Here is a 21565-nt window from a genome sequence, read left to right on the forward strand (position 1 = left end):
ACTGAAAACTCTACTTAACGCTGTCACGCACTTCGCGGACATACTCGGCAAGAAGTGATTCTTGCTCGTCAGTCAGAGCTAGGTTGTTAATAAGTTCCGGCCTTCTTTGCCAGGTTCGTCCGAGCGATTGCTTGAGACGCCAGCGTCGAATCACTTCGTGATTGCCGCTTGTCAGCGCCTCGGGCACCGCCAGCCCATCCAACACCTCCGGCCGAGTATAGTGGGGATGATCCAGCAAGCCATCCGTAAAGGAGTCCTGCTCGGCACTGGCCTGATCACCCAAGACTCCTGGAACCAGACGCGAAACCGCATCGATCAGGGTCATGGCAGGCAACTCGCCACCACTTAACACGTAATCCCCGATAGACCACTCTTCGTCGACTTCGGTTTGTATCACGCGTTCATCGATACCTTCGTATCGACCGGCTACCAGAATCAGTTTCTGATTCGTCGCCAACTCGGTTACGCCCGCTTGAGTCAGCTTGCGTCCCTGAGGAGAGAGATAGATGACTTTCACCCCGTCTCCCGCCGCTTGCTTGGCTGCATGAATCGCGTCACGCAGCGGCTGAACCATCATTAACATGCCAGGCCCACCACCATAAGGACGATCATCGACCGTACGGTGTTTGTCGTGGGTAAAGTCCCGGGGGTTCCAGCACTCAATCTGCAGCAGGCCACTCTTGACGGCCCGACCCGTTACCCCGTGCTCGGTAATGGCTCGGAACATTTCAGGGAAGAGGCTAATCACCCCAATCCACATAAGAAACCTCCGGCACTCGTGTTACCGCGGGAAACTAGAAACCAGGATCCCAATCAACTTCGATTGTTCGAGCAGTCAGATCAATATTCTTGATCACCTGCTCTTCCAGAAACGGAATCAACCGCTCCTTTGCACCAAAGGCATCTTTTACATTGGCCTCAACCACCAACACATCGTTGGAGCCGGTTTCCATCAATTCGGTCACCTTGCCCAAGTCGTATCCCTTGGTGGTCACTACCGAGCAACCAATCAGGTCACGCCAGTAGAACTCGCCCTCGGGCAACGCAGGCAACAGATCGGCGGCTACGCCAATCTCGACATTGGTCAATGCCAGGGCATCCTCGCGCACATCGATACCATCGAGTTTGCAGATCAGACCCTTGTTGTGACGTTTCCAGGATGAAACCCGAATTTCACGCCACGCCCCGTTCTGATTAATCAGCCAGGGGTTGTAATCGAAAATCGCTTCGGCAACATCGGTGAAGGAGTTCACTTTAAGCCACCCCTTGATGCCGTATACGGTACCCAGGGTGCCCAGAACTACAGGTTTTTCCACCTTAACTCCTTACCGTTTGACTGATTAAGCAGCTTTGGCAGCGTCTTTGATCAGCTTGGCAACGCGCTCAGAAACAGCGGCACCAGTAGCAACCCAATGCTCGATACGAGCCAGGTCCAGGTTCAGCTTTTCAGCTTGACCAGCAGCAACCGGGTTGAAGAAACCAACGCGCTCGATGAAACGACCGTCGCGGGCGTTACGGCTGTCAGCAACTACTACCTGGTAGAACGGACGCTTTTTCGCGCCACCACGTTGTAAACGAATGGTTACCATATCGTCCTCATTAACATCTAATGAACAAGGCCCGCAAACACGCGGACCCTAGCTTAAAATAAGCCGCATAATTCTACTTGGATTCGTAATAAATGCAACCAAGCCAGCCATTTTTTGCGCAGAGCAGCAATGAAAAGGGTCTGCCACCGGCAGACCCTCATGCAATACGTCAGCCCGGATAATCAGAACGGGCCGCGACCGCCACCAAATCCCGGTGGCAGCATGTTCTTCATCTGGCTCATCATTTTGCGCATGCCACCCTTGCCGGACATCTTCTTCATCATGCGCTGCATCTCGGTGAACTGCTTGAGCAGCTTGTTCACGTCCTGCACCTGCATGCCGGAGCCTGCGGCGATACGGCGCTTGCGAGAGCCTTTGATCAGGTCAGGATGGGCTCGCTCCTTCGGCGTCATGGAGCTGATGATGGCCTCCATCCGCACGGTGAGTTTGTCATCCATCTGATCCTTGATGTTGTCAGGCAGACCGGACATGCCGGGCAACTTGTCGAGCATGCCCATCATGCCGCCCATGTTGCGCATCTGGGCCAGCTGCTCGCGGAAATCCTCAAGGTCAAAGCCCTTGCCGCTCTTGACCTTGCTGGCCAGCTTGGCAGCCTTCTCTTTATCGACGTTGCGCTCCACCTCTTCGATCAGAGAGAGCACATCGCCCATGCCGAGGATACGGGAGGCGAGACGATCCGGATGGAACGGCTCCAGCGCATCGGTCTTTTCACCCATACCGATGAACTTGACCGGCTTGCCGGTGATATGGCGTACCGACAGAGCGGCACCGCCGCGGGCATCGCCGTCCGCCTTGGTGAGGATCACGCCGGTGAGCGGCAGCGCTTCGTTGAACGCCTTGGCGGTGTTGGCGGCATCCTGACCGGTCATGGCATCGACCACGAACAGGGTCTCGACAGGCTTGATGGTGGCGTGCAGATCCTGGATCTCGGCCATCATCTCGCTATCGACGTGCAGACGACCGGCGGTATCGACGATCACCACGTCATAGAATTTCTTGCGCGCCTGATCGATGGCGGCAGTCGCGATGGCGACCGGCTTCTGGCTGGCATCGCTCGGGAAGAAGTCGACGCCGATATCGCCCGCCAGGGTTTCCAGCTGCTTGATCGCCGCAGGGCGATAAACGTCGGCACTGACGACCAGTACCTTCTTCTTGCTGCGCTCTTTGAGCAGCTTGGCCAGTTTGCCGACCGTGGTGGTTTTACCGGCCCCCTGCAGACCGGCCATCAGGATGATGGCGGGCGGCTGGGCCGCCAGATTGAGCTGCTCGTTGGCCTCACCCATTACGGTGACCAGTTCGCCGTGCACAATCTTGATGAACGCCTGACCCGGGCTCAGGGATTTGGCCACTTCCTGGCCGACGGCACGCTCTTTGACGCGCGCCACGAAATCACGCACGACCGGCAGGGCGACGTCCGCCTCGAGCAGCGCCATGCGGACTTCGCGCAGGGTTTCCTTGATGTTCTCTTCGGTCAGGCGGCCACGGCCGCTGACATTGCGCAAGGTGCGCGAGAGTCGTTCAGTCAAATTCTCAAACATGACGCATTCCGGTTCTTGGCGTTGTAAATGGGGGGCATTATAACCCAGAGCAGCCGCGAGGACGATTATTCGCCGCACTGCCGCTCATCGATGCTTCATTCCTATATATGGGCGGATCGGCCATTGCACAACTGGCGAGCATTTCGCGTGCAAGGTATACTGCCCCTCTTACCCTCAAAAGCTTGTGCATCAACGACCTGGTTATGATCGTAATCTCTGTTCTGGCCCTGGCGTTTTATCTGCTGGCCATCATCGCCTCCCTGCATCTGTTACTGAGCGCCAAGCCGGTAGGACAGCGCTCCCTCTTTGCCTGCATCGGACTGGCCCTGATCGCCCACGCTACCGCCCTCGGAACCGAGGTGTTGCAGGGCTCCGGCCAGAACCTGAGCATGCTCAACGTTGCCTCGCTGGTGAGCCTTATCATCAGTACCTTCATGACCTGCATCACCCGCCGCTTCAACGGCTGGATCCTGCTGCCGGTGGTCTACAGCTTCTCGGCGCTGCTGCTGGCGGCCAGTGCCCTCATACCCGGGCGCTATATCACCCATCTTGAGGCCCATCCCCAGCTGTTGCTGCATATCGGTCTGGCACTGATGGCCTACTCGGTATTGATGATCGCCTGCCTTTTTGCTCTTCAGCTCGCCTGTCTGGACAAGCAGCTCAAGTCGAGAAAAATCAGCCAGTTGCCAGCCATGCCCCCCTTGATGACCGTCGAGAAGCGGCTGTTCCAGCTCATCTCCGCCGGCGTGCTGCTGCTGACCCTCTCCATCGCCTCGGGCCTGTTCTTCCTCGAAGACATGTTCGCCCAGGGCAAATCCCACAAGGCCGTGCTCTCCATCATCGCATGGTGCATCTACGTACTGCTCTTGTGGGGCCATCACACCTATGGCTGGCGTGGCCGCAAGGTGGTCACCCTGAGCCTGATAGGCAGCGTCATCCTGACCCTGGCCTATTTCGGCAGCCGCTTCGTCAAAGAAGTGCTGCTGAGCTGATAACCGTTAGTTACACCATCCACAGGAGCCCTTTTTGGACAGCATCTCAACGAGCACACTACTGATTGTTCTCGTTATCTTGATCCTTCTATCCGCCTTCTTCTCCAGTTCCGAAACCGGTCTGATGTCCATCAACCGCTACAAGCTGCGGCATCTGGCACAGACCAAACACAAGGCGGCCCATCGGGTAGAGAAGCTGCTGTCACGCCCGGATCGGCTGCTCGGCCTGATCCTTATCGGCAACAACCTGGTCAATATCCTCGCCTCCGCCATTGCCACCATCGTCTGTATCAGGCTGTTCGGCGATCTCGGTGTCGCGGTGGCCACTTTTGGCCTGACCCTGGTAGTGCTGGTATTTGGTGAAGTGACACCCAAGACGCTGGCGGCCATGTTCCCCGAGAAGATTGCCTACCCCGCCTCCTGGATCCTCAAGGGGCTGATGGTGCCGCTCTCCCCGCTGGTCTGGCTGATCAACGGCATCACCAGCGGTCTGCTCAAGATGCTGAAGATCACGCCAAACAAGGATGACTCCCTCAACACCGAGGAGCTGCGCACCATAGTCAACGAGGCGGGCAGCCTGATCCCCCAGCGCCATCAGGAGATGCTGCTCAGCATTCTGGATCTCGACAAGATGCTGGTCGAGGACATCATGGTGCCCCGCAGCGATATCTACGCCATCGATATCAATGACGACTGGAAAAGCATCCAGCGCCAGCTGGCTCACTGTGCCCACACCAAGATCCTGCTCTATCGCGACAGCATCGACGACGTGGTGGGCTTTCTCCACGCCCGCGACGCTCTGCGGTTGATGGCCCGGGATCAGTTCAACAAGTCGAGCCTGCTGCGGGAAGTGGACGAGATCTACTTCATTCCGGAAGGTACGCCGCTCAACGTACAGCTGGCCAAATTCCAGCGCAACAAGGAGCGAATTGGCCTGATCGTCGACGAATATGGCGACATTCAGGGGCTGATCACCCTGGACGACATTCTGGAAGAGATAGTGGGTGACTTCACCACCTCCATGACGCCGACCCCGAGCGATGAGATCCATCCCCAGCCGGACGGTTCGTTTCTGGTGGAAGGCTCGGCCAGCGTGCGCGAACTGAACAAGGAGATGAACTGGCATCTGCCCATCGACGGGCCGCGCACCCTCAACGGCCTGATCCTCGAATATCTGGAGGAGATCCCCCAGCCCAATATCGGGATCCGGCTGGCGGGCTACCCCATCGAGATCCTCGAAGTCGAGAACAACATGGTCAAAATGGCGCGGATCATGCCGGCTTCCTACCGAGCTGAAACTGCACCACAGAATTGAAAAAGGGCTGTCACTGGCAGCCCTTTTTCATTGCAGCTCTTTACTGTTCATCTTCGTCATCCGGCTCCAGCACCAGCGTCGGGATCAACTCGCCAAACACCCTCTGCAGCTCGTCGCGATTGGCCAGCAAGTCCTGCAGGGTGTAGCTGTCCATCACCGCCAGAAACGCATCCATCGCCTCTTTCAGCGCATTCTTGAGCAGACAGACAGAGACGATGTGACAGGCGGGCGAGCCGCAATCAATCCCGTCCAGATTCCCTTCCAGCGCCCGGATCACCTGCCCGATGTTGATGGTGGCGGGATCGCATGCCATGCGGATCCCCCCGTTCTTGCCACGCTGGGATTGCAGATAGCCCAGCTTCACCAGCTGATTGACCACCTTCACCATGTGGTTGCGAGAAACGTCGTACAAGGCAGAGACCTTGGCTACGCTCGAGAGCTCCCCTTCCGGCAGGGTGGCAAGGTAGAGCAGGGCTCTCAATCCGAAATCTGTATAACTGGTTAGTCTCATAAAGCCTGATTAGCGCGATGCGAAAAGTGGAGTATTGATTCAAATCAAATAAACATCTAGGATGCCACTTATTAAATGGCATTTTAGATGTTCAATTAACGACGAGGCTCCCTATGCTAGACCAAACCACCATTGCCGTCATCAAAAGCACCATTCCTCTGCTTGAATCAGCCGGCCCGGCACTGACGCAGCACTTCTACCAGCGGATGTTCAGCCATAACCCGGAGCTGAAAGATATCTTCAATCTGGCCCATCAGCGCAGCGGTGGTCAGCCACTGGCGCTGTTCAATGCCGTCGCAGCCTACGCCAAAAATATCGACAATCTGGGGGTGCTGGCCGGCGCGGTCGAGCGGATTGCCCACAAGCATACCGGATTCCTGATCCAGCCAGAACAATATCACATTGTAGGTAGTCATCTCTTGGCCACGCTCAAAGAATTGGGCGGAAGTGCGGTCACTGACGAGGTGCTGGAGGCATGGGGCAAGGCATATGGCGTGCTGGCCAACATCTTCATCGGCCGCGAGCGGGAGATCTATCAGGAGAAGGCGAACCAGAGCGGCGGCTGGCAAGGGACTCGCACCTTCATCATCAAGGAGAAGCGGGCCGAGAGCGAGCTAATCACCTCCTTCCTGCTGACACCGGAAGATGGCAAGCCGGTGCTGACCTTCCTGCCGGGCCAATACCTCAGCATCAAGCTGGTTCACCCCGAGCTCGAGCATCACGAAATCCGCCAGTATTCGCTTTCGGATGCCCCGAACGGCCGCGACTATCGCATCAGCGTCAAGCGCGAGCTGAAGGGTCAGGTCTCCAACCTGCTGCACAACCGGCTGCAAGCGGGCGACAAGATTGAAGTGATGCCACCCACCGGCGATTTCTACCTGAAAGCGGATGGCAAGACGCCGGTTGTGCTGCTCTCGGCCGGGGTCGGTCTCACCCCCATGATGAGCATGCTCAACCAGCTGCTGGCGAGTGACCATCAGGCCGACATCAGCTGGCTGCACGCCTGCGAGCATGGTCGTGTCCACGCCTTCCGGGAAGATATCCGCAGCAAGATCAGCCAACACACCAATCTGGTCAGTCGGGTCTGGTATCGGGAGCCCGCAGAGAGCGACAAGCTGGGAGAGGATTACGACTTCAGCGGCACCATGGATCTGAACGCGGTGAGGGAGCGCATCACACCAGAGGCCCACTACTACTTCTGCGGCCCGCTCGGTTTCATGCAGGAGGTGAAGCGACAACTGACTGAGGCCGGGATCCCCGCAAGCCAGCTCCATTACGAAGTTTTTGGCCCCCACCAAGATCTATAACCGCCGGGTAGCCATATAACGAAAGGAGGTTCCAGCCTGTCATGGCACGGCGGCAGGAACCGGACCCACAGGTGCAGACCTGTGGGTCATTTTTTTGGATCAGTGCATCGCCTTGGCGCGGGCCACCACGTTGGCCGGCATCCGGTTGCCAAGCCGACTCAGCAGACTGGCCGCCTTCTGGTGCAGGGCTTTGTCACCGATAACGGAGCCGTGCAGCCAACGGTAGGCATCCTCGTAATCGAGCGGGCTCCCCATCCCCTGCAGCAACATCTCAACCCACTCCATGCGAGCCCGCAGAAAACCGAGGCTGGCCGCTTCACGCATCAGCGTCTCGGCGCGAACCAGATCCTTCTGCACCAGCGTCCCTTTCCAGTAGTAGCGGCCCAACTGCTCCAGCGCGGGAGCCAGCCCCTGATTGGCCGCCTCCCACATATACTGCACCCCCAGCTCGGCGTTGGACTTGGTACAAACGCCCCAGGCCAGCATATCCCCCCAGAGGAACTGGTAGGCAGGGATCTTCATCACCGACGCCCGCGCCTCGATATCCTGAGTCAACTGGCAGCGATCCTGTTTCACCTGTGTGAGGTGGCGTCCCTGCTCGATCCAGTTGAGCAGCTCGTCCTGACGATAGATGGCCACCGCCTGCAGGTCGCCGGCATTAAGCGGTGCCACCGAAGGCGCAGGTTCGGCAGGTGGCGCGGCTGGCACGGGGGCTGAAGCGGGCTCTGCGGCCGGAGCAGGCGCTACCGGATCAGCCGGCAACAGCACAGGCGCAGGGGCCGCAGTCACCGCTGCCGACGGAGCCGCCTCACCGGTAGCCGCGGGAGCAGGTGCCGCCGCTTCAGCTGGCAACAACACGGGGGCCGGAGTAGCTGTCGCCGCTGATGCGGGCGCGGTTTCACCAGCGGTGGCGGGAGCAGCCGAGGCAGCCGGCACCGGCTCGGCGGCATAAAGGGGCGCGCCAGCCAGACAGATAAGGGAGAGAAGGGTAAGGGGTTTCATCATAAGGGATCTCCTGCTGCTCTCTGTTATCGGCCACAACCCCCATCTTCTTAAGCTGGCGGGAGCTCAACAACGCAAAAGGGAGCCGAAGCTCCCTTTTCATGCGGTCATGCCGCTTATTTGACGAAGTCGACACCCAGCTGGATATCGGCTTTCAGGGTGGCCAGCATCCCTTCCATCGCTTCCTGCTCGAAGGCGCTCAGCTTGCCGTAGTCCAGCACAGTCTCAACACCGTTCTTGCCCAGCAGGATCGGCTGTGCAAAGAAGGTAGCGTGTTCGCCGTTGCCTTCAACGTAGGCACACTCGATGACGTTGGCTTCGCCCTGCAGGCCCTTGATGAGCGACAGACCGAAACGGCAGGCAGCCTGACCCATGGAGAGAGTGGCGGAACCGCCACCGGCCTTGGCTTCAACCACTTCGGTACCGGCGTTCTGAATACGCTTGGTCATGGCAGCCACTTCTTCGGCAGTGAAGGAGGCACCTTCAATCTGGGAGAGCAGCGGCAGAATGGTCACGCCACTGTGGCCACCGATCACGTTGACGCGAACCTTGTCCACGTTCAGCCCTTTGGCGGCGGCAACGAAGGTCTCTGCGCGGATCACGTCCAGAGTGGTGACACCGAACAGGCGACGCTTGTCATAGACACCGGCTTTCTTCAGCACTTCGGCGGCGATGGCGACGGTGGTATTGACCGGGTTGGTGATGATGCCGATCAGCGCTTTCGGGCAAGCTGCCGCGCACTTCTCCACCAGATTCTTGACGATACCGGCGTTGATGTTAAACAGGTCGGAGCGATCCATACCCGGCTTGCGCGCAACACCGGCAGAGATAAGCACCACATCGGCACCAACCAGTGCAGGAGTCGGATCTTCACCGCAGAAACCCTTGATGGCGACATCGGTAGGAATATGGCTGAGGTCTACGGCTACGCCCGGAGTGACCGGGGCAATGTCATACAGGCTCAGCTCGGAGCCGGCCGGCAGACGGTTTTTCAACAGCAGAGCAAGGGCTTGACCGATGCCACCAGCGGCACCCAGAACGGCAACTTTCATGATCAACTCCATGTTTAAGCGTAGGTTTAAGGTTATTTGTTCTTGTGCGCCCAACCTTAATGGATCCCCCCATAAAAAACAATCTGATAACAGTTGCAGTCACGGGTTCTGTGAGCCAAGAAACAGGCAGCGAATAAAAATGGGGAAAAATCCAAAAAATTGGAGGGGAAGCACAGTTTTTCTGCACTTCACCCTCCCATAAAGTGGTAGTTATGCCGACTCAAGCCTGGAATGCCAACGCCCGCTTTTCACACCAGCGAAAACCAATTGTTAACAATCCGTTCATGGTGAGGTAAAGGGCCCCCGCGACGCCGAAGACGGCAAGGGTGTCATAGGTCTGGGCATTGAGTCCCTGTGCAAGCCCCATGATGTCCATGATGGTGATGGTACTGGCGAGGGAGCTTCCCTTTAGCACCAGGATCACCTCGTTGGAGTAGGCTGGCACCAGATGACGGGCGGCGTGGCGCACCTTCATCCAGAGGGTCTGACGACCGTTAAAACCGAGCGCTCGGCACGCCTCCACCTCACCGGCAGGAATAGCGTCGAGCGCCCCCTTGAACAGCCGGGTGGAGTAAGCCGCGGTGTTGAGGCCCAGCGCCAGCACGGCACAGAACCAGGGTTGCTTGAGCAGCGGCCAGAGCGGGCTGGCTTTCAGCCACTCGAACTGACCCGGCCCGTAGTAGATGAGGAAGATCTGGATCAGCAGCGGCGTGCCGGTAAAGAGCAATACCCACAGCTGTACCAGCTGGGTCGCCACCGGCAGCCGCAACTCCAGCACCCAGGTCATCAGGGCCGCCAGCACGAAGCCGAGCAGCAGGCTGAACAGGGTCAGCTCCAGCGTGGTGAGCAGCCCACCCAGCAGGGTCACAAGATACTCTTGCATCGATTAGCCTCCGTAGCGACGGGTGTAGCGGGCCGCGAGGCCGAGGCCATACTCGCTTACCAGGCTGATGGCCAGATAGATGAGGGCAGCGGCGGCATACCAGGTGAAGGGCTGATAGGTACTGGCCGAGGCCATCTGCGCCTGACGCATCATCTCGTTCACCCCGATAAGCGACACCAGCGCGGTATCTTTCAGCAGCACCAGCCACTGGTTGCCGAGGCCCGGCAGGGCGTGCCGCCACGCCTGCGGCAACACGATGCGAAAGAAGATGTGGCTCTTGCTAAACCCCAACGCCAGCGCCGCCAGCCGCTGCCCTGCGGGCACCGCATTGAGCGCTGCGCGCAGGGTCTGGGTCGCATAGCTGGCGAACAGCAGAGAGAGCGCCAGCACGCCGCAAGCGAACGGGCTGAACTCTACATACTCGCCGGTGATGAGAAACAGCACCTGGGTCGAGCCAAAGTAGATGAACAGCACCACCAGCAGCTCGGGCAATCCGCGGATCAGGGTCGTGAGGGTGGCCACCGGCCACACCAGAGCGCGCTGCTTGCTCAGCTCAGCCGCACTGAACGCCAGTGCCAGCACCATGCCCCCGACCAGGGATGCCAGGGCCAGCCCGAGGGTCATCCAGGCTGCATCCAACAACAGGCTCAACATGGCTTAGTGCGCGAAGTATTTGTCGAAGATCTTCTGATAGGTGCCGTTGGCCTTGATATCGGCCAGCCCCTTGTTCAGCTGGGTCAGCAACTCCTGATTGCCCTTGGCCACCGCAATGCCAAAGCCGGTACCGAAGTACTTGGCATCGGTCACCGGAGCACCTACCACGGCATACTCCTTGTGCTGCTTCAGCCAGTCGGCGGCGACGGCGGTATCGGCAAACACGCCGTCAGTGCGGCCGTTCATCATGTCGAGGAAGGCGCTCTGGTAGCTGGCGTAAGGCACGGTCAGCAGCCCCTTGCTCACCCAGTTATCCACCAGATAGGACTGGTGGGAGGTGCCGTTCTGCACGCCGACCGTCTTGTCTACCAACCCTTCCGGCCCCTTGAAGGCGCCTTTTTTGGCCACGAACACGGCAGAGTTCTGGTAGTAGATGTCGGAGAAATCGACCTGCGCAGCCCGCTCCGGGGTCACGTCCATGGCGGCGATGGCAGCGTCATAGCGACGGAATTTGAGGCTGGGGATCAGGCTGTCAAAGGCCTGGTTGTGGAAGCTGCACTCCAGCTTGGCCTGCTCGCAGATGGCGCGCGCCAGATCGATGTCAAAACCCTGAAACTCGTTCTTGTCGTCCAGATATTCGAACGGTGCGTAGGTGGCCTCGGTGGCAAACTTGATCTCTTTGGCCAGTACGGAGGTGCTCAGCAACCCCATGGCTGCGACCAGCAACAGACTCTTTTTCATGACAGCTTCCTTATCGATTCAGTATCAATGCATCAAGAATTCGGCAAACCGGCTGGTTTGCGGGGATTGGAAAATGGCGGCGGAGCCGGACTCGATGATCCGCCCCTTTTCCAGATAGATCACCTGACTGGCGACCTTGCGGGCGAAGTCGACCTCGTGGGTCACCACCACCTGGGTGATGCCGGTCTGGCTCAGGGTGCGGATGATCTCGGCCACCTCCTTGGTGATCTCGGGATCGAGGGCGGCGGTCGGCTCGTCAAACAGCAGCACTTCCGGATCCATCATCAGGGTGCGGGCAATGGCCACCCGCTGCTGCTGACCGCCGGAGAGGCGTGCCGGCCAGGCATCGCGCTTGTCGGCCAGTTGCAGCTGGGCCAGCAGGTAGGCGCCCTTCTCGATGGCCGCCTCCTTGCTCATGCCCAGCACCTTGACCGGCGCTTCGATGAGATTCTCCATCACGGTGAGGTGTGGCCAGAGATTGTACTGCTGGAACACCATGCCCACCTTGCGGCGCAGCAGTTGGGACTGGCGATTGAATTCGGCAGCGGAGAGGGTGCTCGGGAAAGAAAATTCATTTTCCCCTATGCGCAGAACACCGGCATCCGGGGTGTCCAGCAGGTTCATCATGCGTAGCAGCGAGCTCTTGCCTGCACCGCTCGGGCCCAGCAGTACCAAGGTCTCACCGGGGGATGTCCGAAAGCTCACCTGTTGCAGTACCGGCACCTTGTGCCAGGACTTCTCGATACCTATTAATTCAATACCCATACAGCCCAATTGAATAAGTTTTCAAAATTTCGTCCCGATTCTATCCCTTATAAAGGTTGATGCAAGCCATTTTTGAATCAATATGCAGAACAAGCGCCGCTTCCTTGCAAAAAACGGCATATGAATGCAAAATAGCCACGCTGTTCGTATCTGCCGCCTGGCTCTGAAACAGGCCGCCACACCTCCTCATTCGTGAGACCAAGATGAAACATAACGACAAGCAAGAAAAACTGGCCAAGGCCTTTAAAGCCTTGCTGAAAGAAGAGCGCTTTGGCTCCCAGGCAGAGATCGTCACTGCCCTGCAAGAACTGGGCTTCGAGAACATCAACCAGTCCAAGGTATCGCGCATGCTGAGCCGCTTCGGCGCCGTTCGCACCCGCAATGCCAAGATGGAGATGGTCTACTGCCTGCCGGTGGAACTGGGCGTGCCCACCACCTCCAGCCCGCTCAAGAATCTGGTGCTGGATGTCGACCACAACGGCGCACTGGTGGTGATCCACACCAGCCCGGGCGCAGCCCAGCTGATCGCCCGCCTGCTCGACTCCCTCGGCAAGGCAGAGGGGATCCTCGGTACCATCGCCGGTGACGACACCATCTTCATCACCCCGACCAGCGACACCGATATCGAAGAGCTCTACCTCTCCGCCCTCGAGCTGTTCGAACAGACTCCGTAATGGTTGCCGCCGCGTCATCGCGGTCACGCCAGAACGAAAAATCCCGGCCAAGGCCGGGATTTTTGTTTGGTGAGCCACAAGATCGGGAGTCTGCTCTGCCTCCTCTCGCTGCGTCCATCCTCGCGATGTTGAACGAGATTGTTGCACTTCTCGCGGGCAAAAATTGATTTTCGTTGCACCAGCGAAACAATCTAGCCAGCAGTGTCAGAAGCACTCAGACCATAACAGGCCACCCCCACCGCCCGATCTCTTTGGCAACCGGGCACTCTTTGCGCCCTTGGCGGCACGAGGGGGAAGGTGGCACGGTCACATCCGCTATTACTTGCCCTGCGCCATCAGAAAACCTTCCGATGGGGCGAAGAAAGCCGCGCCGGTCACCGCCTTGGTGAAGCGCAGCAGGTGGTCGAAGTGGCTGCCCTCCCCCTTGTACATGCTGGCCAGCATGGCGTTGAAGTGCTGCTGAGTGCGGCAGCAGGAGATGAAGTAGAGCCCCTGCTCGGTCATGGTGCCCCAGGGCATGCTCTGGCGCAGGATCTCCATGGACTCCCCTTTCGGGGTCTTGAGGTTGACCCGCTTGATGTGGGCGGTCAGCGGCTTGGCGGCAGACTCATACTCGATGTTGTCGGGCTTGGTGCGACCGATGATGTCTTCCTGCTCTTTTTGCGCCAGCTTCTCCCAGTCGCTCATTGCGTGGACCCAGCGCTGGACGTGGATGTAGGAGCCACCGGCAAACTCGCCCTCGGCCAGCAGTGCCACTTCGGCGCGATGCTCATCTTGCGGGTTCTCGGTACCGTCAACGAAACCGGTCAGGTCACGGCAATCCAGATTGCGGAAACCGCGCACCTCTTCAGCCAGCTCTACCAGTCCGGCCAGCAGCGCCATCACGCGATGACCAGCGTGGTGCAGCACATCCACCCGATCGGCGCGCAGCTGAATAAAGAGATCAAACGGGGTGTTGGGGGCTTCCTGACCGTTGGCGGATTGCGCCATAAAGCTGCGGAACTGGGGCGGACGGGCGGCAGGGTAGAGACCATCCCAGGCATCGGCGCCAACGGCGACCAGACCGCTGAAACCGGCCTCGGGGAAATCGGCAGCCACCGCCTGCCACAGGGCGGGCAATTTGGCCAGACGGCCGACCAGTTCGGCGGCATCGCCGGTGCGATTGAACATCAGATAGAGGGCGTGCAGATTCGGCTCTGCGCAGATCCCGGCTTGGGCTTTCATATATCTCTCCCCTGAGTAGGCGTTAGCGTTATGGGCTATTAGCGTTGCGCGATTATAAACCAGAGCAGCTCCAGTTCTTTGATTTCACGACGATATCACGCGTTCAGGGTAAAGGGTCAAACAACACCAGCGTGTGAGGCGCCACCCGGATGCGGGCCCGCATCCCCTCAAGAGGCTCGCCAATGCTCGCCTCCAGCTGCAGATCGCCACACTCGAACAGCACCCGGCAATGGTGGCCGAGGAACTGCTGCTCCACCACCTTGAGCTCGCCCTCCGCGGCGCTCTCCAGCAGCAGTTGCTGGGGTCTGAGCATCAGCTGCAACAGCTCGCCCACCGCGCGGCCATGAGGCTCGCTGCCACAGATGACCCCGAGCGCCGTCTGCACGCAGTGGCTGTCGACCACCTCGGCGGCCAGATAGTTGACCCCGCCGAGAAACTCCGCCACGAAGCGGTTTTGCGGGCGGCGATAGAGCTGCTCCGGCTGGCCCACCTGTTCGATATGGCCTGCGCGAAACAGCGCCAGCCGATCGGCGAAGGCGAACGCCTCCTCCTTGCTGTGGCTGACGAAGATGGCGCCGATCCCCTGCTGCTTGAGCAGGGCGCGGATCTCGAGGATCAGCTTCATCCGCACCTGGGTGTCGATGTTGGAGAAGGGTTCATCCAGCAGCATCAGCCGCGGCTTGCACACCAGCGCCCGGGCGATGGCCACCCGCTGCTGCTGACCACCGGAGAGCTGGTGCGGATAACGCTCCCCCAGCCCCTGCAGATTGACCAGCGCCAGCGCCTCATCCACCTGCTGCTGGCGGGCGCGGCGATCGAGTTTGGTCAGACCGAAGCCGACGTTGTCGGCCACCGTCAGGTGGGGAAAGAGGGCGTAATCCTGAAAGATCATCCCGATATTGCGCGCCTCGGGGGGCACGCTGGCACCCGGCCCGCCGAGCAGGGTATCGCCGAGGCGGATCGAGCCCTCTGCCAGCGGCAGCAGGCCGGCGATGGCCTTGAGCAACGTGGTTTTGCCGCAGCCGCTCGCCCCCAGCAGACAGACGATCTCATTGTCTGCCACCGTCAGGGAGAGCTGTTCCAGCACATTGCGGCCGTTGTAACGGCAGCTGACATTTTCAACCTGCAAACAGGACAAGGCTGACTTCCTCTCGTTTCTGGCGGCGCACTGCCTTTTTCAGCACACCGCATGCAATTTCATTGGCCGACGTGGCGACTCAGTGGCCAGGACTATCCAGAGTGCGGTTGACCCAGATCAGCGGCAACAGCCCCACCAGCACGATGACAATGGCCCCCAGCGCGCCGCGCTCCAGCATCTCGTCCGAGACGAACTGGTAGACGTGGGTCGCCAAAGTATCGAAGTTGAACGGCCGCAGCAGCAGGGCGGCGGGCAGCTCCTTCATGGATTCGATGAACACCAACATGGCGCCGGCAAACAGACCGCGGCGCACCAGCGGCAGATGGACCCGCCGCAGCATGGCGCCATCCCCCTGCCCCAAAGATCGGGCCGCCATGTCGAGGCTGGGGGAGATCTTGCCCATGCTGCTCTCCACCGAGCCGATGGCGATGGCCACAAAGCGCACCAGATAACCGAACACGATGGCGGTAATGGTGCCGGTCAGCAACAGCCCCGGCCCCTGACGCCCCAGCCACTCGGCCAGATCGTTGATGGCAAAATCGAGAGCGGTGAGTGGCACCAGCACCCCGATGGCGAGCACGGTGCCCGGCATGGCATAACCCATGGCGGCGATGCGCAGGGGCAGCAGGCTCTTGATCCCGCCATCGAGACGGCGGCAGAAGCCGAGCAGCAGGGCAATCCCCATCGCCAGCAGGGCGGTCAGCGCCGAGATGAGCAGACTGTTGCCGGCGAAGCGGACGAACTCCGGCGTCCATGACAGCTCGAAGTAGCGAACGCCGTAATCGAGCAGGATGACGAACGGCAGGCCGAAACCGGCCAGCACCAGCCCCCAGCACCAGAAACCGGCCAGAGCGCGACTCATCCCCTTGAGCGGATAGCGCAGCGGCTGCTCATGGCCCATGGACTTCTGGAACACCTGCTGCCGACTGCGCGAGCGCCGCTCCAGCGCGATCAACAGCACCACCGCCAGCAGCATCAGGCAGGAGAGTTTGGCCGCAGTGGCCAGACTGCCGTAACCGAGCCAGGTGTCGTAGACCGCCGTGGTCAGGGTGTTGATGGCAAAGAAGTGGACAGTGGCAAAATCGGCCAGCGTCTCCATCGCCACCAGCGACACCGCCACCATGATGGCGGGGCGCGCCAGCGGCAGACTGAGACGGCGGAAGCTCTGCCACGGGGTACAGCCGAGCAGGCGGCTGGAGTGGATCAGGCTGACCGACTGTTCCAGAAAGGAGGCGCGGGTCAGCAGATAGACGTAGGGGAACAGCACCAGTGCCAGCACCCAGGCGGCGCCGCCAAGGGAGCGAATGGCCGGAAACCAGTAATCGGCCGGACTGTTCCAGTCAAAGAGGGCGCGCAACCCGGCCTGTAGCGGGCCCGAGTAGTCGAGCAGGTCGGTATAGACGTAGGCGACGATATAGGAGGGCATCGCCATCGGCAGCATCAGGGCCCACTGCAGGGCACGCCGCCCCGGCACCTGACACATGGCCACCAGCCAAGCGGTTGGCACGCCAAACAGCAGGCTGAGCAGCACCACGCCAACCACCAGCCCAAGGGTATTGGCCAGATAATCGAGCAGCACGGTATCGGCGAGGTGGCGAAACAGCTCCCCCTCAGCCGAAAAGGCTGAGAAGACCAGAGCGAGCACCGGCAAAGCCAGCAGCAGGGCGGTGGCCCAGCTGCCGGTAATCCATCCAGAATTTTTCATGAGACCACAGAGGTTGATGGGGCCATTGGCCCCATCTGAATTACAAGTCGAACTTCACTTCATCCAGCAACTGCAAGGCGTCCTTGCGGTGCTTGGCATAATCGCTGACCGGTAGCGCGTCAGACTTGAAACTGCCCCAGGACTTGACCATGGCGGAAGGCTCGACCCCGGCCTTGACCGGATACTCGGCATTCACGTCCGCATACATGTGCTGGGCGGTGTCGCCAGCCAGAAACTCCATCAGCTTCTGAGCGGCCTCTTTGTTCTTGGCATACTTGGTCATGGCCACGCCGCTCACGTTGACGTGGGCACCGCGGTCGGCCTGATTCGGGAAGTTGATGTAGACGGCATCAGCCCAGGATTTCTGCGCCGGATCTTTCAACATGGCGCCCAGATAGTAGCTGTTGCCGAGCGACAGGTCACAGATGCCATCCTTGATAGCCTTGACCTGATCCCGGTCGTTGCCCTGCGGCTTGCGCGCCAGGTTGGCCTTGACCCCTTCCAGCCAGGTTTTGGTCTCGGCCATGCCGTGATGGACAATCATCGAGGAGACCAGCGCCACATTGTACTCATGCTTGCCACTGCGGGTGCAGATTTTCCCTTTGAATTCCGGCTTGGCCAGATCTTCGTAGCTGATGGTACCGAGCTTGCCGAGGCGATCCTTGCTGGAGTAGATGGCACGCACCCGGGTGGTCAGGGCGAACCAGCGGTTCTCCGGATCGCGATAGCTGGCGGGGATGTTCTCCTGCAGGATCTTGCTCTCCACCGGCTGCACCAGCCCCTTGTCCACCAGATCGGTCAGACGGCTGATATCGGTCGTCAGCATCAGGTCGGCCGGAGAGAGCTTGCCTTCCCGCTCCAGACGCTCGTTCAGCCCCTCTTTGGCGAACACCACGTTCACCTTGATGCCCGATTCTTTCTCGAACTGCTGGATGATGGGCTTGATCAGCTCATCCTGCCGGTTGGAGTAGACATTCACCTCTCCTGCCGCCAACGCAGACTGGGCTGCCAATGCAGAGAAAGCAAGTGCCAGCATCTTCATTTTCATCATCCATTCCTTGAGTTGCTAAATCGAGTGAGAACAATTGCCGTTTGCATTCTGCATATTCCAATTGCGAGATCAAGGAAGAGTGGCGGGGGAAGTTCACATATTTAAACGAGGCATAAATAAAAGGGCCGGATAGAATCCCATCCAGCCCCAATCGGGTTTTGCCATGGCAAGCGAGGTGACAAACCGGCGATCAGAGCGCCTCTTCGTCGTTCTCGCCAGTACGAATCCGCACCGCCTGCAACAGGTCATACACGAAGATCTTGCCGTCACCGATCTTGCCGGTATAGGCCGCCTTGCAGATCGCCTCGATCACACCTTCAACGTTGTCATCCGTGGTGGCGATCTCCAGCTTCACCTTGGGTAAAAAGTCGACCTGATACTCGGCCCCCCGGTATAATTCGGTGTGTCCCTTCTGGCGGCCAAATCCCTTGACCTCGGACACGGTCAACCCCTCCACCCCCAGGTTGGCAATGGCCTCGCGGACATCGTCCAGCTTGAACGGTTTGATAATCGCACTAATCAGCTTCATCTGGTTGCTCCCAATCCATGGTGTGTCATAAACCGGGAATCAATTCTTGTGCCAAGTATTTTTATTATTAAATTTCATGAAGATAGCGTCTAATTACGGAGCAATACCCAAAGCGAGCCAGGATCGACCAGCCACGCGCCCCATAATGAGGCACCACGCTGTGGCGGCCAGCGCCTCTGCACCAAACAAGAGCACAGCAGTATGTTAGTCATCTCCAACAGCGTTACCCTCCCCTGGCATGAGCTGCAGTTCCAGACCATGCGGGCGCAGGGCAACGGTGGCCAGCACGTCAACAAGACCGACTCCGCCGTCTGGTTGCGCTTCGATTACCGTAACTCCCCCAGCCTGACCCCGCTCTACAAGGAGGGGCTCGACAAGCTGAGCGACAGCCGGGTACATGACGGCTTTATCCTGATCCGGGTCGAGAGCCACCGCAGTCAGGACATGAACCGCAAGGAGGCGATGAGCCGTCTGGTCGAACTGCTGAAAAAGGCGGCATGGCGCCCCAAGGCCCGCCATGCCACCAAGCCGACCCGCAGCTCCCAGCGCAAACGGGTTGATGCCAAGAAGCGCAAGGGGGAGATCAAATCGACCCGCGGCAAGCTCGTACTGGACTAACCAGGGCCCGAGGATCACAGCATGAAATACAGTTTTTGCGGCAGCGCCCACGGCCCTCTGCTCATCGCCATCGATCGGGATGGCCTGCGTTATGTGGAGTTCGTGCGGGGGGAACAGCCGGTAACTCCGACCGCTGAGTGGCAACAGGATGATCTGGCTCTGGCTCCCTTCGTCGAGCAGTTCGCCGCCTACTTCTCCGGTCGTCTGCAGCAATTCGACCTGCCGCTGGCAGCCCGTGGCACGCCATTCCAGCAGGCGGTATGGCGCGCCCTCTGTGACATCCCCTACGGCGAAACCGTCAGCTACCTCGAGATTGCCCAAGCCATCGGCAATCCCAAATCGGTCAGAGCTGTTGGCGCCGCCAATGGCCGCAATCCGCTCAGCATCATAGTGCCCTGCCACCGGGTGATCGGCCGCAGCGGCGAGCTGACCGGTTATGCTGGCGGCATTCCCATCAAACGCTGGCTACTGGAGCTGGAGCAGCGTCACGCGCCGTTTGTCCTGACCCCATAAACGTGGTGCTCTGAAGAATCATCGCAGCAGAGGCGAGCCTCGGTCACCTTGCTAAAAATGTGTCGAGAAGATGAACAGAGGATGAAGAATTGTCTCAGAACTACTTCAGATAGAAGCTGGCATGATGGCTCCATACTTGAGTGGCACGGCTCATTCACCACTCCAAGTAGCACCCATGTGACGCTTCCAATCTGTCTTTTTTCCCCAGCGCCTCCCTTGAGGCGCTTTTTTTGTGTCCGGAAGAATTCGTCTGCAAAGAGAAGGGGGAAGGCTGAAACGGCCTTCCCCCTTGTTGCTACCAGACGATGACCGGATCAGGATTCTCGCGGGGCAATAAACTGCAGCTCCGGAGCCGAAGAGGTGAGCACGTCGGCGCAGTAATCCCAGGTCGAGATGCGATAGTGCTGCAAATCCTCGTCCAGATGCAGACCGTCCGACTCCTGATGAAACCAGCTGGCGAAACGGGAAGGGGTGATGAGCTGGATCTGCTCTTCGATGGCGTGGCTATCCTTCCCCTCCGCCAGATCGCAATCTTCGATCACCCGCAGGGCGTAGATATGGCGGAAATAGACCCGGCAGAGGATTTGCGGAGGCAGATCGATGCTGCGCGCCCGACCCAGCATGATGGTCAGGGAGTCGCTCCAGAGATCCTGATGCAGCTCGGCAACGACCAGTCCGGGCGGGAGCTGGCGGGACGGAGCCCAAGGTACGGCAACCTGCCGAATGGCATTTTTCTGTTCCATATAAACCTCGCGACGACTCACTCCCTGTCTTGAGTCTATCTGAACCACATAGTCCCCGCGAAGGCAATCTATGGACAATAAAAACGGCAATAAAAAAGCCGACGTATCAAACGTCGGCGAATAAAAAAGTGCTTACAACAGAGGATTCACATATTCAGACCCGCGGGTCAAAAGATTGGTTCCCTCTTTTTGTAATTAATTTTCGGCGCGTTTAAACATCAGGGTATTGGCGTCCGACTCTTCCGGCACGAAGTAGTAGCCATCGGCGTTGAAACCGGTCAGCTGTTCCACCTCGGTCAGGCGGTGCTTGATGATGTGGCGGGCCATCATGCCGCGCGCCTTCTTGGCGTAGAAGCTGATGATCTTGAACTGGCCGTTCTTCTCATCCTTGAACACCGGGGTTACGATCCGCCCTTTCAGGCTCTTGGGTCGTACCGACTTGAAATACTCGTCGGAGGCCAGATTGATCAGCACCTCATCCCCCTGCGCCGCCAGTGCCTCATTGAGGTGGTGAGTGATCACCTCGCCCCAGAACTGGTAGAGATCCTTGCCGCGACCGTTGTCGAGCCTGGTTCCCATCTCCAGCCGGTAGGGCATCATCAGATCGAGGGGGCGCAGCACACCGTAGAGACCTGAGAGCATTCGCAGATGCGCCTGAGCGAAGTCAAAATCGGCCTCGCAGAAATCTTCTACCGCCAGCCCGGTATAGACATCCCCCTTGAAGGCCAGGAGCGCCTGACGGGCATTGGCCGGAGTGAAGTCGGGTTGCCACTCGGCAAACCGGGCGGCGTTGAGACCCGCCAGCTTGTCGCTGATCTTCATCAGGGTGGCAATTTGATCCGGGCTCAGTTGGCGAGCCCGCTTGATGAGTTCTGCAGAGTGATCGAGCAGCTCGGGTTGGGTGAATCGGGTTGTCACCAGCGGTGACTCGTAATCCAGCGTCTTGGCCGGGGAGACCACAATCAGCATAAGGTTCCTTTATTGCGTAGGGCCGAGCCGC

24 protein-coding genes are annotated in these 21565 nt (G+C 59.2%); 6 read left to right on the top strand and 18 right to left on the bottom strand.

Features of this window, described 5'->3' with window-relative positions; all coding sequences use genetic code 11:
- Nucleotides 1-10: 10 nt before the first annotated feature.
- The 4 genes from trmD to ffh all read right to left on the bottom strand — a co-directional run bounded on the left by trmD (nt 11) and on the right by ffh (nt 3148).
- Complete coding sequence (gene trmD / locus AAHA41_RS13500) at nt 11-760, bottom strand: tRNA (guanosine(37)-N1)-methyltransferase TrmD (protein WP_323070449.1); 750 nt, start codon at nt 758-760, stop codon at nt 11-13.
- 34 nt (nt 761-794) lie between these two features.
- A complete protein-coding gene (gene rimM / locus AAHA41_RS13505; RefSeq protein ID WP_033114063.1) occupies nt 795-1316 on the bottom strand; it encodes a ribosome maturation factor RimM in 522 nt (173 codons plus the stop codon).
- A 24-nt stretch (nt 1317-1340) separates the two neighbouring features.
- Nucleotides 1341-1589, bottom strand: coding sequence for a 30S ribosomal protein S16 (rpsP, locus tag AAHA41_RS13510; RefSeq protein ID WP_033114062.1), 249 nt, complete (start codon nt 1587-1589; stop codon nt 1341-1343).
- 182 nt (nt 1590-1771) lie between these two features.
- A complete protein-coding gene (ffh, locus tag AAHA41_RS13515) occupies nt 1772-3148 on the bottom strand; it encodes a signal recognition particle protein (RefSeq protein ID WP_042030747.1) in 1377 nt (458 codons plus the stop codon).
- Between the two features lie 203 nt (nt 3149-3351).
- Here ffh and ccsA point away from each other — a divergent pair, with 203 nt between their 5' ends.
- Both ccsA and AAHA41_RS13525 read left to right on the top strand, forming a co-directional pair.
- Nucleotides 3352-4140, top strand: a complete 789-nt coding sequence (gene ccsA, locus AAHA41_RS13520) for a cytochrome c biogenesis protein CcsA (RefSeq protein ID WP_033114091.1) — start codon at nt 3352-3354, stop codon at nt 4138-4140.
- Nucleotides 4141-4174: 34 nt separating this feature from the next.
- Nucleotides 4175-5455, top strand: a complete 1281-nt coding sequence (locus tag AAHA41_RS13525) for a CNNM domain-containing protein (protein ID WP_323070450.1) — start codon at nt 4175-4177, stop codon at nt 5453-5455.
- 40 nt (nt 5456-5495) lie between these two features.
- Here the strand turns inward: AAHA41_RS13525 and AAHA41_RS13530 are convergent, their stop codons facing one another.
- Nucleotides 5496-5966 (bottom strand): Rrf2 family transcriptional regulator, encoded by a 471-nt coding sequence (locus tag AAHA41_RS13530; protein ID WP_033114060.1) that lies wholly within the window; start codon nt 5964-5966, stop codon nt 5496-5498.
- Between the two features lie 113 nt (nt 5967-6079).
- On the opposite strand from AAHA41_RS13530, the gene hmpA reads away from it, so the two are divergent.
- A complete protein-coding gene (hmpA, locus tag AAHA41_RS13535) occupies nt 6080-7273 on the top strand; it encodes an NO-inducible flavohemoprotein (protein WP_323070451.1) in 1194 nt (397 codons plus the stop codon).
- A 99-nt stretch (nt 7274-7372) separates the two neighbouring features.
- Here hmpA and AAHA41_RS13540 read toward each other — a convergent pair whose 3' ends face one another.
- The 6 genes from AAHA41_RS13540 to AAHA41_RS13565 form a co-directional block, all read right to left on the bottom strand.
- Nucleotides 7373-7981, bottom strand: a complete 609-nt coding sequence (locus AAHA41_RS13540; protein ID WP_043851198.1) for a sel1 repeat family protein — start codon at nt 7979-7981, stop codon at nt 7373-7375.
- A gap of 410 nt (nt 7982-8391) precedes the next feature.
- Nucleotides 8392-9327, bottom strand: coding sequence for a malate dehydrogenase (gene mdh / locus AAHA41_RS13545; RefSeq protein WP_042030754.1), 936 nt, complete (start codon nt 9325-9327; stop codon nt 8392-8394).
- A 220-nt stretch (nt 9328-9547) separates the two neighbouring features.
- Nucleotides 9548-10210, bottom strand: coding sequence for an arginine ABC transporter permease ArtM (artM, locus tag AAHA41_RS13550; protein ID WP_042030756.1), 663 nt, complete (start codon nt 10208-10210; stop codon nt 9548-9550).
- A 3-nt stretch (nt 10211-10213) separates the two neighbouring features.
- The gene (artQ, locus tag AAHA41_RS13555; protein ID WP_323070452.1) at nt 10214-10864 is read right to left on the bottom strand and encodes an arginine ABC transporter permease ArtQ; all 651 of its coding nucleotides are present in this window, start codon (nt 10862-10864) and stop codon (nt 10214-10216) included.
- 3 nt (nt 10865-10867) lie between these two features.
- The gene (locus AAHA41_RS13560) at nt 10868-11605 is read right to left on the bottom strand and encodes a transporter substrate-binding domain-containing protein (RefSeq protein WP_005341400.1); all 738 of its coding nucleotides are present in this window, start codon (nt 11603-11605) and stop codon (nt 10868-10870) included.
- A gap of 24 nt (nt 11606-11629) precedes the next feature.
- The gene (locus AAHA41_RS13565) at nt 11630-12370 is read right to left on the bottom strand and encodes an ATP-binding cassette domain-containing protein (RefSeq protein ID WP_041209079.1); all 741 of its coding nucleotides are present in this window, start codon (nt 12368-12370) and stop codon (nt 11630-11632) included.
- Nucleotides 12371-12573: 203 nt separating this feature from the next.
- On the opposite strand from AAHA41_RS13565, the gene argR reads away from it, so the two are divergent.
- Complete coding sequence (argR, locus tag AAHA41_RS13570; protein WP_005340378.1) at nt 12574-13044, top strand: transcriptional regulator ArgR; 471 nt, start codon at nt 12574-12576, stop codon at nt 13042-13044.
- 318 nt (nt 13045-13362) lie between these two features.
- Here argR and AAHA41_RS13575 read toward each other — a convergent pair whose 3' ends face one another.
- From AAHA41_RS13575 to glnK, 5 genes are all read right to left on the bottom strand, one after another.
- Nucleotides 13363-14268, bottom strand: coding sequence for a Dyp-type peroxidase (locus tag AAHA41_RS13575; protein ID WP_156853914.1), 906 nt, complete (start codon nt 14266-14268; stop codon nt 13363-13365).
- 103 nt (nt 14269-14371) lie between these two features.
- Complete coding sequence (locus AAHA41_RS13580; protein ID WP_323070453.1) at nt 14372-15406, bottom strand: ABC transporter ATP-binding protein; 1035 nt, start codon at nt 15404-15406, stop codon at nt 14372-14374.
- A 79-nt stretch (nt 15407-15485) separates the two neighbouring features.
- On the bottom strand, nt 15486-17111 hold the full coding sequence (locus AAHA41_RS13585) for an iron ABC transporter permease (RefSeq protein WP_323070454.1): 1626 nt from the start codon (nt 17109-17111) through the stop codon (nt 15486-15488).
- 40 nt (nt 17112-17151) lie between these two features.
- On the bottom strand, nt 17152-18159 hold the full coding sequence (locus AAHA41_RS13590; protein WP_156033973.1) for a Fe(3+) ABC transporter substrate-binding protein: 1008 nt from the start codon (nt 18157-18159) through the stop codon (nt 17152-17154).
- A gap of 193 nt (nt 18160-18352) precedes the next feature.
- A complete protein-coding gene (gene glnK / locus AAHA41_RS13595; RefSeq protein ID WP_033114048.1) occupies nt 18353-18691 on the bottom strand; it encodes a P-II family nitrogen regulator in 339 nt (112 codons plus the stop codon).
- 201 nt (nt 18692-18892) lie between these two features.
- On the opposite strand from glnK, the gene arfB reads away from it, so the two are divergent.
- Together arfB and AAHA41_RS13605 are read left to right on the top strand one after the other, a co-directional pair.
- Nucleotides 18893-19309: an alternative ribosome rescue aminoacyl-tRNA hydrolase ArfB gene (gene arfB, locus AAHA41_RS13600; protein ID WP_033114047.1), complete on the top strand. Its 417-nt coding sequence runs from the start codon at nt 18893-18895 to the stop codon at nt 19307-19309.
- Between the two features lie 21 nt (nt 19310-19330).
- Entirely contained in the window at nt 19331-19822 is a 492-nt protein-coding gene (locus tag AAHA41_RS13605; protein ID WP_323070455.1) for a methylated-DNA--[protein]-cysteine S-methyltransferase, read from the top strand.
- Nucleotides 19823-20136: 314 nt separating this feature from the next.
- Here AAHA41_RS13605 and AAHA41_RS13610 read toward each other — a convergent pair whose 3' ends face one another.
- Nucleotides 20137-20565 (bottom strand): hypothetical protein, encoded by a 429-nt coding sequence (locus tag AAHA41_RS13610; RefSeq protein WP_043849992.1) that lies wholly within the window; start codon nt 20563-20565, stop codon nt 20137-20139.
- 195 nt (nt 20566-20760) lie between these two features.
- Entirely contained in the window at nt 20761-21534 is a 774-nt protein-coding gene (gene yaaA / locus AAHA41_RS13615) for a peroxide stress protein YaaA (RefSeq protein ID WP_323070456.1), read from the bottom strand.
- Nucleotides 21535-21565: the final 31 nt, after the last annotated feature.

This window comes from Aeromonas sp. SER (assembly GCF_038739615.1).
Taxonomy (GTDB): Bacteria; Pseudomonadota; Gammaproteobacteria; order Enterobacterales; family Aeromonadaceae; genus Aeromonas; species Aeromonas jandaei.